A 15,159-nucleotide genomic window follows, 5' to 3' on the forward strand; every position below is an offset into this window, starting at 1 on the left:
ATGCCGTAGGCCAACAATTTTAAGATGAAATCCCGGCGGGTCATGGGCACCACCTTCCTTTCAGGAATGAAGAGTGAATCGTGAATAATGAATAATTATGGTGTGCCGCAAGCGGCACGGATTTGAATCAGAGGCACAGGCGGAAGGGCCTGCATTCTTCATTCTTCATTTTTCATTATTCATTCAAATAAGTTCTCCAAACAGCGCCCAGGTGGAGTAATCGGTGATCTTTACGTCCACAAACTGACCAATGAGCCCCACGTCGCCGTTGAGGTGCACCAGGCGGCCGCCGGGGGTGCGGGCGTTGAGGTTGTTCCGGGGGTCTTCGCTCTCCCCGTCCACCAGACAGTGCTGAATGGTACCGATATAGGCCTGGTGTTTTTCCAGGGAAATGCGGTTCTGAGCCTCCACCAGGCGGTTGAAGTTGGCGGACTTCTCTTCGCGGCTCAAAGGGTCCTCCATCTCCGCGGCAGGGGTGCCCTTCCGGGGGGAGTAGATGAAGGTGAACAGGGCGTCGTAGCGCACCTCCTCAATGAGGGAGAGGGTGTCCTCAAACTCCGGGGTGGTCTCCCCGGGGAAGCCCACGATGACGTCGCTGGTGAGCACCACGTTGGGAATCCGCTCCCGGAGCGCCTTCACCTTGTCCAGGTACTGCTCCCGGGTGTAGCGGCGGTTCATGGCACTCAGTACCCGGGTGTTGCCGGACTGGAAGGGCAGGTGGATGCAGGGGGCCACCTTCTCGCACTTGGCCATCACGTCAAAGAGCCGCTGGGTGGCGTCCTTGGGGTGGCTGGTCATGAAGCGGAGCAAAAACTCCCCTTCGATGGCGTTGGCCTGCTCCAGCAGGGTGGGAAAGTCCATACCGGTGCCCAGGTCCTTGCCGTAGGAGTTCACGTTCTGGCCCAGCAGGGTGATGTCCTTGTACCCTTCCGCCACCAGCTGGCGAATCTCACTCAAAATGATTTCCGGCTCTCGGCTGCGCTCCCGACCCCGGGTGTAGGGCACAATGCAGTAGGTGCAGAAGTTGTTGCAGCCATACATGATGGACACCCAGGCCTTGATTTTGCCGGAGCGGCGCACAGGCAGACCTTCGGCGATGGCCCCTTCGGCGGGGGCAGTCTCAAAGACACGGCCCCGGCGCAGGTAGATGCGGCGCATAAACTCAGGGAAGCGCCACAGCACCTGGGGCCCAAACACCAGGTCCACGTGCTGGTAGGACTGGCGCAGACGCTCCACCACGTGGGGCTCCTGGGCCATGCAGCCGCACAGGCAGATGATCTGGTTGGGGTTGCGCCGCTTGCCGTGGACCAGGGCGCCCACGTTGCCGAACACCCGCTGCTCGGCGTGCTCTCGGATGGCGCAGGTGTTGATGAGGATGAGGTCGGCGTGTTCGCCGTCGTGGACAATCTCATAGCCCATCTCGCACAGCATGCCCCGCAGCAGCTCCGAGTCCGCCTCGTTTTGCTGGCACCCGTAGGTGTCCACAAAGGCGGTGGGAGCCTGGGCGTGCTGGGCGTTGATGGCCCGGATTTCCTGACAATATTCCCGCTGTTTTGCCACGTCCTGAGCGGGGATGACGGGGGTCGTTCTCTCCATGGGGAGTTCCTCCAGTATTCATAAGGTTATAACATATATGATACCAGGACGGCGAAGCCGACATGGTATCATGCCATGTTTGTTCGGTTGCCCCGTAAGGGGCGAGAAAAACGGCAAAATCAAAGTATAATAGCCGCAGCTGCGGCTATTATACCATGAGACAGATAGCAAAACAAGACGAACCGCACCCGGGGGATTCCCAGGTCTTGTGCGTTGACAGCCTCAGGGCAACGTGATAGAGTAGAGCAAATTGTTTGGAATCCCATAGGTTCCCCATAAGGAGACTTATTATGCTGCATACTGCCCAACGTCTGCGCCAGGCCCTGCTCCGCCGCTGTGGGGGAGCCCCTGTGGTGCTGCCCGTGGCCGTGGTGCTCCACGCCCTGGTGGTGGCTTTGGTGGACCAGGTGGTCGTCCACCAGAGCTTGGCCGTCCTCCCCTCCTGCTTCACTGCCGGATGGTTCTGGTGGACGGTGGGGCTCATGGCCCTCTTCACCGGCCTGCTCACCTTCTTCACCCGCACCATCCTGCCCGGGGCCATCCTCACCGCCGTGGCCCCCACCATCATGGTGTTTTCCAGCTACTTCAAGGCCCTCATCACCTCGGTGCCGCTGACGGTGCAGGACTTCCTGCTCCTGGGCCAGCTGGGGGACATCACCCAGCTCAACGCCTCCTCCCTCCACTTCTCTCCCCTGAGCCTGGGGTGCATCCTCTTCTTGGTGCTGTGGCTGGTGGCGGTGTGTCTGCTGCTCTACCCCGTGCGCCTGGAGCGCAAGGCCAGCCTGTGGGCGGGAGCGGGCTGTGTGGCCGCTGTGGCCCTGGTGTACGGAGTGGCGGCCAACGCCCTGATCTTCACCCCCATGGGGGTGAGCACCGACCAGAAGCTGTCCCAGGCCACGGTGAACCGGGAGACCGGGGTGCTGTTGGGCCTGTGGCGGGGCGCCCTCAACCAGGTGCACATGGCCCTCAACGAGGGGGACACCTCCCCGGAGGAGCTGGAGCGGGCGGCCCAACAGGCCGTGGAGCTGGCCAGCCAGGAGGAGGACACCCGGGTGGCCCAGCAGCCCAACGTCATCCTCATCCTCTCCGAGTCCTTCTTCGACGTCACCCGCCTGCCCGGGGTCACTTTTGACGGAGACCCCCTGGAGACCTTCCATAGCCTACAACAAGAAGGAGTATCCGGGACCTTTTATACTCGGAGTTTAGGATATGGCACCTGTAACATTGAGTTGGAGATCCTCACGGGGATGAACACCGGCCTTCTGTGGGGGGAAGACCTGTACAACATGGACCCCCAGGTGTTCTCCCGTCTGCCCTCGGTGCCCTCGGTGCTGCGGGACAGCGGCTACTCCACCGAGATGGTGCACATGTATGACGACTCCATCTACAAGCGCACCCCCATGTTTGAGGCCATGGGCTTTGAGAAGACCTACTTCCAGGACGACTTTGCCGCCATCGACCCCCAGGCCACCGACCAGGCCTACCTGGAGGCACAGCGGGAGGGCAGCTTCTACTCGGACGCCTACCTGTCCAAGCTGCTCATGGACCTGTATGAGGACGGCAAGGGAGAGGGGCCTCAGTTCCTCTATGGCATTTCCATGGAGAACCACGCCCCCTATGACAAGAAGAAGTACGACGCCCAGGAGCTGACGGTGGCCTTCCAGTCCGACCTCAAGGGGCAGGCCCAAGAGATGTTCCAGGCGGTGGTGCAGGGCACCCACGACGCCAGCCAGGCCCTGGGGCAGCTCACCGACTACTTCCGGGACCAGGCCGAGCCCACGGTCATCGTGTTCTTCGGGGACCACCGCCCCGGAGTGGGGCTTCTGGATGGGGGTACGGTGTACTCCAAGCTGGGGCTGTGCTCCTCCGATTACAGCCGCTGGTCCACCCAGGAGATGAAGGAGCTGTACTCCACCGACTATCTCATCTGGTCCAACGACCCGGCCTACCTGCCCGGGAAGCCCGGGGACAAGGTGGACCGGGGGTCCAACTACCTGGGGGTGGATTTGCTGAACCTGGCGGGGGTGGAGAAGCCCGTGTACTGGAAGCTGTTGCAAAACCTGTCCCACACCCGGCTCAACGACACCTGGGTATATAGTTTGGCCCAGGACGGCACCCTCACCTACAAGCACCCCACCACCGGGGGCGACGGGGAGAAGCTGGATTTGCTGAGTACCCTGCTGGACGACACCTTGTACGGGGACCAGGTGGCCACCCCTGTGCTGAGGGCGAGGAGTCAAATGAATAGTGATGAATGAAAAATGAAGAATGCAGGCCCTTGGATTGGCCAGACTCCCGGTGACCCGTTGTAGGGGAGGGGCTTGCCCCTCCCGAATCCCCCGGGGCAATACCAGGGTAACCACGGGCCGGGCAAGCCACGGCCCCTACCACAGCACCACAGGGGGTGAGTCCATGCTTCCGGCGGCGGGAACGCCGCTTCTCCATGGTAGGCCCGGACATGGAAACCACCTAGCTGTAGGGCCAGCTGCCCAGGGGGGCCTGGTATAGTGGCAGGAACAGGAGCCACAGCAAGGGTGACGGGCCGACCATAGACTTGGCGCATTGACAGCCTCGTACCCCAGGGGGGTACTTAGGGGGGAACGCCCTAAGCGGGTTTTGGTTCCTTTTGACCGAGCAAAAGGAACCCCCAGCGGGAAGCGTCCCCACCAGGCTGGCAAGCCTGATACAGGGACCGTGGAATGCTCCATTCTTCTGTGATGGTTGATGCCAGGATGGGACAAATCCCGTCTTGACACCTGGGGAAAAACGTGATACAGTGGCTCCAATATGCGAAGACGGAGATAAGTACCCAGGTGTGGAAGGTTTGAAAGAGAGAGGATGGTCGGTGCAAATCCTCACCTTTGCCCTGTGGGAAGGCCCTCCTGAGCTGTGACCCCAACGGGAGACCCTAGTAGGCGTCACCGGCCCCCGCCGTTACCGGGTGAGAGTGCGCACAGACCCTGTGCGAATTCAGGTGGAACCACGGACATTTTGTTCGCCCTGAGCCGCTGGCTCAGGGCGTTTTGTTTTGAGCTGGCATCCTATGAATGAAGGAGTGTAACACATGAAGAACACCGAGAAAACCATGGAGAAGATTGTAAACCTCTGTAAGGGACGCGGCTTCATCTTCTCCGGCTCTGAGATCTACGGCGGCCTGGCCAACACTTGGGACTACGGCCCCCTGGGCGTGGAGCTGAAGAACAACGTCAAGAAGGCCTGGTGGAAGAAGTTCGTCCAGGAGAACCCCTACAACGTGGGTCTGGACTGCGCCATCCTCATGAATCCCCAGGTGTGGGTGGCCTCCGGCCACGTGGGCGGCTTCTCCGACCCCCTCATGGACTGCAAGGAGTGCAAGGAGCGCTTCCGTGCCGACAAGGTCATTGAGGACTGGTGCCAGGAGAACAACTTCGAGCTGGGCAAGCCCGTGGACGCCATGAGCCAGGCTGAGATGAAGGCCTTTGTGGACGAGCACCAGATCCCCTGCCCCTCCTGCGGCAAGCACAACTGGACCGATATCCGCCAGTTCAACCTGATGTTCAAGACCTTCCAGGGTGTCACCGAGGACGCCAAGAACACCGTGTATCTGCGCCCCGAGACCGCCCAGGGCATCTTTGTCAACTTCCAGAACGTCCAGCGCACCACCCGCCGCAAGCTGCCCTTTGGTGTCTGCCAGATCGGCAAGTCCTTCCGCAACGAGATCACCCCCGGCAACTTCACCTTCCGTACCCGTGAGTTTGAGCAGATGGAGCTGGAGTTCTTCTGCACCCCCGGCACCGAGCTGGAGTGGTTTGCCTACTGGAAAGACTTCTGCCACAAGTGGCTGCTGGACCTGGGCGTGAAGGACGAGAATCTGCGCCTGCGTGACCACGACCCCGAGGAGCTCTCCCACTACTCCAACGCCACCACCGACTTCGAGTTCGTCTTCCCCTTCGGTTGGGGCGAGCTGTGGGGCGTGGCCAGCCGCACCAACTTCGACCTCACCGCCCACCAGAACACCTCCGGCAAGGACATGACCTACTTCGACCAGGAGAAGAACGAGCACTATATCCCCTACGTCATCGAGCCCTCTCTGGGCGCCGACCGTGTGACTCTGGCCTTCCTGGTGGACGCCTACGACGAGGAAGTGGTGGGTCAGGACAAAAACGGCAAGGACGACGTGCGCACCGTGCTGCGCCTCCACCCCGCTCTGGCCCCCTACAAGGTGGCTGTGCTGCCCCTGTCCAAGAAGCTGTCTGACAAGGGCCGTGAGATTCAGGCCGAGCTGTCCAAGTACTTCATGGTGGACTTCGACGACGCTGGCTCCATCGGCAAGCGCTACCGCCGCCAGGACGAGATCGGCACTCCCTACTGTGTCACCGTGGACTTCCAGACCGTGGGCAGCGACACCGAGGAGGCCGACCACGCTGTCACCATCCGGGACCGCGACACCATGGAGCAGGTGCGGGTGCCCATTTCCGAGCTGAAGGCCTGGCTGGACGCCAAGCTGGCTTACTAAGACAGGCTATTTGATTGAAAAGACCGGGAGACGTTGGTGTCTCCCGGTCTTTTTGCAAAAAGCTTGCCTTTTTACTGTGTCTCAGGCGTAGCTTTTCCCCTGGCGAGGGCAGCTGTCTGCCGTCGGGCAGACGAGAGGGGGTTCTTCTAACCGCCCCTGTATCCGGCTTGCCAGCCTGGTGGGGACGCTTCCCGCTGGGGGTTCCTTTTGCTCGGTCAAAAGGAACCAAAACCCGCTTAGGGCGTTCCCCCCTAAGGACCTCCCTGGGGTACGAGGCTGGAACTGCGTCAAGCCTAGGTTCGGCCCGTCACCCTTGCTGTGGCTCCTGCTCCTGCACCACACCAGGCTATCCTGGCAACTGGCCCTATGGCTGGGTGGTTTTCACGTCCGGGCCTACCCTGGAGAAGCGGCGTTCCCGCCGCCGATCGCTGGGAACAGCGGTACACCAGGATAAGGCCCTGGGGGTAGAAGGATTATGTTTCAGAGAAGTAGGTATGTTCTGTAGAAGTTTTATGCCATCTATGTGACCCCACCGGGCTAAGGGCCGAAAACAGGAGGACGCAGGGACACCTAGTACCGCGGGGTGGATTCCACAAGGCGGGGGAAGGCCCCGCCTTTGGCGATTCTTTCCCCCATTTCTCATCGGGGAGAAATGGGGCCCAGCGGAGCGCGTCCCCAGGCTGGCCAGCCTGAAAGCTCCATATCATGGGAGAATGCCATGATGGCATACAAGATGTTGTGCTGCGCAATTTTTTGAAACTTTTTTGAAAAAAGGTGTTGACATTTTAGGACAAAGTGGGTATACTATCTCTTGCCCTGTTGGGTACGACTTACGGCGGCATAGCTCAGTTGGCTAGAGCATACGGTTCATACCCGTAGTGTCATGTGTTCGAATCACATTGCCGCTACCACCCGGAGAGGCGGCAATGGCCGCCACTCCGGGAACCCAACCTAGCGCCCGCTGTGGGCAACATGGCCCGTTGGTCAAGCGGTTAAGACACCGCCCTTTCACGGCGGTAACACGGGTTCGAGTCCCGTACGGGTCACCATATATGGAGGCTTAGCTCAGCCGGTAGAGCGCTTGCTTCACACGCAAGAGGTCACAGATTCGAGTTCTGTAGTCTCCACCAGAAAAACCGAACGCTTATGCGTTCGGTTTTTTTCCTTTTCAATCCTCGGATGGGAGGTCCCTATGAAATTCTCTTCCCTTTGGCGCAAACACGCGGTGATTGTCCTGCTGCTGGCGGTGATTGCCCTGGTGGCCTGCTTGTACCAGACCCAAAAGGTGGGCTTTCACGAGGACGAGGTGTACACCATCGCCTCCGCCGTCAATCCCGGCAACGGCCTGCTCACCGCCTATGAGGACAACCTCATGCCGGAACACGGCACCCCCGTGTGGAAAACATCCCAGGAAGTGCGGGATTTTGTCACCCTCACCCCGGAGAACTACTTCAACTTCCACTCCATCTACCGCAACCAGGAGCTGGATAACCACCCGCCCCTCTTCTATATCCTGGTCCACTTCTCCGCCCTGCTGCTGGGGGGCGGGTTTTCCAAGTACACCGTCTTTCTCATTAACCTCCCTGCCCTGCTGGCCAGCTGCCTGGTGCTGCTCTCTCTTTTGCGCCGCATGGGGCTGGAGCGGTTTCGGGTGCCTGCCCTTCTCCTCTACGGGCTGTGCATGGGCACCCTGTCCATGGTGCTCCTTCAGCGGATGTACATGCTGCTGACCCTCTTTGTGCTGCTGTATGTGGACTCCTGCGTGGAGTTCTACCGCAGCGGCTTTACCTGGAACGTGTGGCGGTGGCTGCGCTTCGGCCTCATCTGCGTGCTGGGCTTTCTCACCCAGTACTTCTTTGCCGTCTATGCCGCGTTCCTCTTCCTGGTCACCCTGGGGGCCATGCTCTGGCAAAAACGGTGGCGCACCGGGCTGGGCTTTGCCCTGTCCCACGGCTTGTATGGGGCGGTGGGCATCTACCTGTTCCCACCCTGCCTGGACCACCTGCTCCACAGCGACCGGGGCATCTCCAACCTGTCCCAGGGCGGATACTGGGACCACCTGGTGGAGGATTTGGGCCACCTGGCCCGGGCCTTCTCCCTGCCCCTGGCCCTCTTTGTGGTGGTATCCGTGGGGGTGGCGGCCCTGGCCGTGGTGGCCTTCCGCCGCAGCCCAGGCCCTCAGCGGTTTTACTTGCTCCTCACCTTCCTGCCCACCCTGGGCTTTTTCCTGGTGACGGTGAAGTTTACCTCCTTCCAGGAGCTGCGCTATCTCATGCCCATGCTCCCCCTGATGGTGCTGGGGGTGTTTCTGGTGGCGGGACTGGTGTGGGACTTCCCATACAAGACCCGGATGCTCACCGGGGTTGCCGCCGGACTGGTGCTGCTGGGGCTGGCCACCTCCACCCCCAACGGCCTTTATCCCGGCTACGCCGCCTACCTGGATGCGGCCCGCACCTACCACGATGTCCCCTTCGTGGTGGTCAACGACAACTACTTCAACCACATGAAATTTTTACCGGAAATGATGCTCTACCACCACTCCCTCATTCTCAACACCACCCGGGGAGAGCTGGAGGTATTGGAGAACGACCCGCTGCTGGAGCAGGAGGGGCGTGTGGTGGTGTCTTTGCCCGTCTATTTGGACCAATCCGCCCTGTTGGAGCAGATCTGCCAGTCCACCGGCTTCCACCAAGTCACCACCCTGTGCACCAGCCCCAACGGCCCCCGGGACCGGGAGGTCAAGGCAAATCTGTACCTCATCTCCCGCTGAATTCCCATTTTTTCCACGCAGTCGCCTCCAAACGGAGACGGCTGCGTGTTTTTTGTAAAATTCAATTCCAATTCCTTCCGCCTGTGTCGGCGTATTGCCGAAGTTGGTTCGGCACTTTCTCTAAAAAATGGCCCAAATGTTTTGTGCTGTTTGTCAATTGTAAATTGTATAGGCCAGTGGGATAATCTAGAGTGAAAATTTTCCACACAAACGTGGAATGTCTATTCAGTAAAAATTCCGACACCGGAAAGGGGTGGAGCGTCGCAGCAAACATCTTGTCATCCCAGCGCCTCTATACTATGAAGAGAAAGGACGGAAAACACCCATGCGAAATCGCAACAAACGAGTGGTATCCACTGGTTTGGCCCTGAGCATGCTGCTGAGTATGATTCCCCTTCATACCATGGCAGCCGAGCCGGGGAACACCCAGGCTGGGTACAAGGATCCCTGGAACGCCTCCGCCTCCACCCCCGTGCTGGAGAAGAAAGACGCCATCACCTCTCCCACCTTTACTTATAAGGAGTGGACCGGTGAGGACGGCAACGAGGACGTGTTTGCAGTCAACCGGGAGGAGGCCAGCATGTTCGCCACCTCCAGCGTCATCTACGACAGCGTGGATGCCGCTCTGGACAGCGCCATCAACTTCAACAAGGAGGCCTCCGGCTACGTGCAGTACCTCACCGGTGAGAACGATGCCGACTGGTCCCTGCGCGTGGTGAAGAACGACACCATCGCCAAGGAGAGCTACGCCAACTTCTACGAGACCGACTACACCCCCGATGACTCCTGGAGCAGCGGGCTCCAGCTGCCCGCCAGCTGGACCTATTGGGGTCTGGACTATCCCATCTACACCAATACCCAGGTGCCCTGGCAGGAGGACAACACCAACAGCGACACCGCTCCTCTGGCCCCTGTCAACTACAACCCCGTGGGTATGTACCGCAAGACCTTTACCCTGGATGAGGGCCTGTCCACGCTGAAAGAGAGGAACGGCCGCATCTACCTGAACTTCCAGGGCGTGGAGGCTGCCTACTATGTGTACCTCAACGGCAAGCCCGTGGGTTACAGCGAGGACACCTACGCCCCCCACAGCTTCGACATCACCGACTACCTGGTGGACGGCGAGAACTTGCTGGCTGTGGAAGTACATAAGTTCTGCGACGGCACTTGGTTCGAGCTGCAGGACATGTTCAAGGACGGCGGCATCTTCCGTGACGTGTACGTCTACGGCGCCCCTCAGGTGCACCTCAACGACTACTTCGTCACCACCGACCTGGACGAGACCTATGAGAACGCCAACCTGGACCTGAGCGTCACCGTGGAGAACGAGTCCGCCCAGGCCGCTTCCGGCTACAAGGTGGACGTGCGTGTGTACAACGAGGACGGCTCCATGTTCGTCAACGGCATGACCGCCGAGGTGCCCACCATTGATGCGGGCTCCAGCCAGACCGTGGACCTGTCCAAGTACGTGCAGGACCCCGAGCTGTGGAGCGCGGAGCACCCCAACCTGTACTACCTGGTGGTGAGCCTCTACAAGGACGGCGGCGCCTACCTGGGCTCCATGTCCCAGCAGCTGGGCTTCCGTGAGATCGAGTTCACCCGCACTGAGGTGGATGGGAGCGGCAACCGCACCACGCAGGACAGCGAGTACAAGCCCATCACCATCAACGGTCAGCCTCTGGTGTTCCGCGGCACCAACCGCCACGACACCGACCCCGTGTACGGCAAGGCCGTGAGCAAGGAGGTCATGGAGAAGGACGTTGAGCTGATGAAGCAGTACAACCTCAACGCCATCCGTACCTCTCACTACTCCAACGACGACTATCTGTACTATCTGTGCAACAAGTACGGCCTGTACATGATGGCCGAGACCAACCTGGAGTCCCACCAGCTGATGAACAACGAGGGCAAGCAGGTGCTCTTCAAGGAGCTGGCGATGGACCGCACTGTGACCACCTTCAATCGTTTGAAGAACGTCAGCGCCATCGTGTCCTGGTCCACCGGCAACGAGAACTACTACAAGAGCAACGCCAACTATGCCGACTACATGTTCTATGATCTGATCTGGTACTTCAAGGACAACGATCCCACCCGTCCGGTGCACTCCGAGAGCTCCAACAAGGCCAACGGCACCGACATGGGCTCCAACATGTATCCCTCCGTGTCCACCATCCAGGGTGAGGCCCGCAACAACATGCCCTACGTGATGTGCGAGTACGACCACGCCATGGGCAACGCCGTGGGCAGCATCAAGGAGTACTGGGATGCCGTCCGTTCCGGCGACAACATGCTGGGCGGCTTCATCTGGGACTGGGTGGACCAGGCCCGTGTGGTGCAGTATCCCACCAGCTATGAGCTGGCCGACTATCCCGGCAGCGTGGCCGGCGCCCAGAGCGTCAACAAGGAGCCCGGCGAGGGCGCTTTGTCCGACACCAGCCTGGTCAACGGCTATGTGGGCTTTGAGGACACCGACGGGGCCTACAACGCCGCTCTGTCCGGCGACCGCAAGGCCTTCACCGTGGAAGTCATTCTCAAGCCTACCGAGTTCAAGGCCAACGAGGTCTTCGCCGCCAAGGGCGACAAGCAGTTCGCTCTGAAGCTCAACGGCGACAACAACCTGGAGTTCTTCGTCTACAACGGCAGCTGGAACTCCCTGGTGGTGGAGCAGTCCAAGCTGGGCGACGACTTTTTGAACAACTGGCACCAGCTGGTTGCCACCTATGACAACGGCGCCATGAAGGTGTACCTGGACGGCGAGGAGATCGGCTCCAAGTCCGGCCCCACCTCCATCTCCTCCTCCGGCGCCCTGCTGAGCCTGGGCTACCAGAGCGATTACAGCGGCCGTCAGTTCGCCGGCGAGATCTCCATGGGCCGCTTCTACAACGTGGCTCTGACCCAGGACGAGATCCGTGCCCAGAACTCCGCCACTCCTGCCATCGGCAAGGACGACGAGCGCGTCCTGCTGTGGGCTGAGATGAGCAGCATCCAGGAGAAGGAAGACGGCACCTACAACTACTATGCTCAGGATTATGCCTACTACAACGAGGAAATCTACGGCCAGGCCCTGGACGGCAAGTTCTTCGGCTACGGCGGCGACACCGGCGACTGGCGCAACAACTCCGGCAACTTCTGCCAGAACGGTCTGGTCACTCCCGACCGTGTGGCTCAGCCCGAGCTGGAGGAAGTGAAGTACCAGTATCAGAGCCTGTGGTTCACCGCCTCTGAGGCCGATCTGATGAGCGGCCTGGTGCAGGTGAAGAACGAGAACGGCTTCACCAACCTCAACGAGTACAATGTGGTGTGGCAGCTGATGGAGAACGGCACCGTCATCGGTGAGGGCACTGTCAACGCCGACGTGGGTCCCCAGACCACTCAGACCATCACCATCCCCTATGCTCAGTACATGCCCAAGGAGACCAAGGACGGCGCTGAGTACTACCTGAACATCTCCGTGCAGCTCAAGAGCGACACCCTGTGGGCCACTGCTGGCCACGAGGTTGCCCATGAGCAGTTCCAGGTGCCTGCCAACGTAGAGCAGGTGGCCCTGACTCCCTCCGCCAACGAAGTGGTGGTGGACGACTCCGCTGAGGACGTCATCGCCATCACCGGTGAGGGCTTCTCCTTCAACATCGACAAGGCCAGCGGCGCCATCTCCAACTATGTGTACAACGGCGAGACCCTGCTGACCCAGGGCCCTGTCCCCAACTTCTGGCGCGCTCCTGTCAACAACGACAACGGCAACTTCGACTGGGCCTGGCAGAATGCTGGAAAGGACGCCCAGGTCTCCGGTGACATCCAGGTCACCCAGGCCAATGGCTTCACCTCCATTGCCTTCACCCAGACCTTCCCCAACATGAACGGCCTGTCTCAGACCGTGGTCTACACCGTGGACGGCTCCGGTGCTGTCACTCTGGACCTCACCGTGGACGCCACCAAGACCAGCACCAGCCGCAGCCGCTTCATGCGCATCGGCACCACCATGGTCCTGCCTGAGGGCTATGAGAACGTCAGCTGGTACGGCAACGGCCCCGTGGAGGCCATGTGGGACCGTGAGTCCTTCGCCCGTGTGGGTGAGTACTCCTCCACCGTCAACGAGCTGTTCTTCCCCTACCTGGACACCGAGGACACCGGCACCCTGACTGGGGTGAAGTGGTTCACCGTCACCAATGACCAGAGCAACTACGCCATGGCCATTGCCGCCCAGGACACCGTGGAGGCTCAGGCTCTGCACTTCACCGCCGACGACCTGACTCAGGCCCGTCACCCCTATGAGCTGACTTACGAGAACGAGACCTACCTGTCCATCAACTACCGTTCCCAGGGCACTGGTAACGCCAGCTGCGGTCCCGACGTGCTGGGTCAGTACACCCTGCCCACCTCCAAGACCTACAGCTACGCCTACACCATGGTGCCCTACACCGTGAAGGACGCCGACCTGTATGACGTCACCGCTCCCTTCCGCACCGCTTCCGTGGTGGATCAGGACTCCGCCGTCAAGGAGCTGAAGGAAGCCATCGAGTCCCTGGTGGTCACCTCTGTGGACCAGGAGGCCGAGGTCAACAAGCTGGTCAACTCCTACAACGGACTGTCTGACGCCCTCAAGGAGCAACTGGCTGACGCCAAGGCTCACCTGGACGAGCAGGTCGAGATCCTGGAGACCATGAAGGCCGATCCCTACTACCACGCTGTGGTGTCCGATCAGAGCGCCAATGGCTTTGATGTGGACGTCACCGAGAAGTATGACACCGTGTCCATGGGTATGGATGCCGAGCAGGGCACCTACATGAGCGGTCACTTCCTGGTGGACAACGAGGGCGCCAAGGAGGCCATGAACGAGGTCATCGGCGGCTCCAACAGCTTCACCATGGAAGCCGTCATCCGTCCCAACGTCTATGACACCTCCGGTTCCTCCTTCAACATGATTATGGGTAAGGGCGACAGCTCCGCTGCCTTCCGTATCTCCGGCGGCAACCTGTACTTCTTTACCTACAACGGCTCCAACTGGATGCCCACTCCTCCCGACGGAGAGAGCTCCAACTTCCCCATGAACAACGAGCTGGTGCAGCAGTGGCTGCGTGTGGCTGCTGTGTATGACGGCAGCAACGGCGGCACCATCAGCGTCTACCTCAACGGCGAGCTGTCCAGCACCCGCAGCAACGTGGGTGAGGTCCAGCCCTCCGACCTGTACCTGGGCATCGGTATGTGCCCCGACACCGGCCGTACCTCCTTCAGCGACTTCAGCTCCGTGCGTCTGTACTCCAGCGCTCTGGACACTGAGGCCCTGAAGGCCGACGACGAGACCAACCTGGCCCGTGAGGACGTGGCCCTGTGGTACGACTTCAGCCAGATCAACTACACCACCACCACCGAGGTGGAAGTGGTGGAGGACCTGCCCGCCTACACCTACCTGGGTGAGAAGCCCGCCCTGCCCGACGCCATCTCCGTGTCCGTCAACGGCGGCGAGCCCTTCGACATGAACGTGACCTGGAATCTGGACAACCTGAACCTGGACCAGGTGGGCACCTATGAGCTCTCCGGCTCCCTGGCCAATGGCCAGACCGTGAAGCACACCATGGCTGTGGTGCCCGATGACGTGGTCTACTTCGTGGACTCCGGCGCCACCAACTTCACCGCTCTGGGTCAGATTCTGGTGGACGCCAACCAGGACACCATCCGCAACGCGGACGCCGACGTGGCCTACACCGCCGAGAACGGCTGGGGCTACCTCAACGGCGAGAACACCGGCACCGACAACGGCAGCACCGGTTCCGCTTACGACACCCTGCGCCACATGACCAAGGAGGCCACCGGCAAGTCCCTGAGCTATCAGTTCGACGGCCTGAAGGCTGGCACCTACAACGTGTATGTGGGCTATCAGGATCCCTGGACCCAGTGGAGCACCACCCGTCCCACCACCATCACCCTCAACCAGGGCGAGACCAACCTGGCCACCCTCAACGGCGTGGAGCTGTGCACTGCCACTCCTGCCTATGTGACCATGGAGAACGTGGAAGTGGCTGCGGATGGCGCCGTCACCCTGACCCTGGCCCCCGAGAAGACCGGCGACTCCAACTATGACGTGCTGGTCAGCTACATCCTCATCACCGCCGTGGGCGGCGAGGAGCCCGAGCCTACTCCCGAGCCCACTCCTGAGCCCACCCCCGAGCCCGGCGATGTCAACAAGACTCTGCTGGAGAAGACCGTGGCCTATGCTGACACTCTGTCCACCGACGGTGTCACCGACACGGCCAAGAAGGCCTTCGAGGACGCTCTGGCCAACGCCAAGGCCGTTCTGGCT

The 15,159-nt window shown here is 60.6% G+C and carries 5 protein-coding genes, 3 tRNA genes and 1 other annotated feature; of the genes, 7 read left to right on the forward strand and 1 reads right to left on the reverse strand.

Annotated elements, in window-relative coordinates:
- Positions 1–183: 183 nt before the first annotated feature.
- Positions 184–1,596: a tRNA (N6-isopentenyl adenosine(37)-C2)-methylthiotransferase MiaB gene (miaB, locus tag E0L15_RS10840; RefSeq protein WP_168125603.1), complete on the reverse strand. Its 1,413-nt coding sequence runs from the start codon at positions 1,594–1,596 to the stop codon at positions 184–186.
- 290 nt (positions 1,597–1,886) lie between these two features.
- On the opposite strand from miaB, the gene E0L15_RS10845 reads away from it, so the two are divergent.
- The 7 genes from E0L15_RS10845 to E0L15_RS10875 form a co-directional block, all read left to right on the forward strand.
- Positions 1,887–3,854 (forward strand): LTA synthase family protein, encoded by a 1,968-nt coding sequence (locus tag E0L15_RS10845; protein ID WP_168125604.1) that lies wholly within the window; start codon positions 1,887–1,889, stop codon positions 3,852–3,854.
- A gap of 525 nt (positions 3,855–4,379) precedes the next feature.
- Positions 4,380–4,602: a binding site (T-box leader), on the forward strand.
- A gap of 58 nt (positions 4,603–4,660) precedes the next feature.
- Positions 4,661–6,091 (forward strand): glycine--tRNA ligase, encoded by a 1,431-nt coding sequence (locus E0L15_RS10850; RefSeq protein ID WP_168125605.1) that lies wholly within the window; start codon positions 4,661–4,663, stop codon positions 6,089–6,091.
- Between the two features lie 834 nt (positions 6,092–6,925).
- A tRNA-Met gene (locus tag E0L15_RS10855) sits at positions 6,926–7,002 on the forward strand.
- Positions 7,003–7,065: 63 nt separating this feature from the next.
- Positions 7,066–7,140: transfer RNA gene (locus tag E0L15_RS10860), tRNA-Glu, on the forward strand.
- A 5-nt stretch (positions 7,141–7,145) separates the two neighbouring features.
- Positions 7,146–7,221: transfer RNA gene (locus E0L15_RS10865), tRNA-Val, on the forward strand.
- 62 nt (positions 7,222–7,283) lie between these two features.
- Positions 7,284–8,861, forward strand: coding sequence for a hypothetical protein (locus tag E0L15_RS10870; RefSeq protein WP_168125606.1), 1,578 nt, complete (start codon positions 7,284–7,286; stop codon positions 8,859–8,861).
- Positions 8,862–9,186: 325 nt separating this feature from the next.
- A partial coding sequence (locus tag E0L15_RS10875) for a glycoside hydrolase family 2 TIM barrel-domain containing protein (protein WP_168125607.1) occupies positions 9,187–15,159 on the forward strand: 5,973 nt, incomplete at its 3' end.

The organism is Pseudoflavonifractor sp. SW1122 (assembly GCF_012027765.1).
GTDB lineage: Bacteria > Bacillota > Clostridia > Oscillospirales > Oscillospiraceae > Enterenecus > Enterenecus faecium.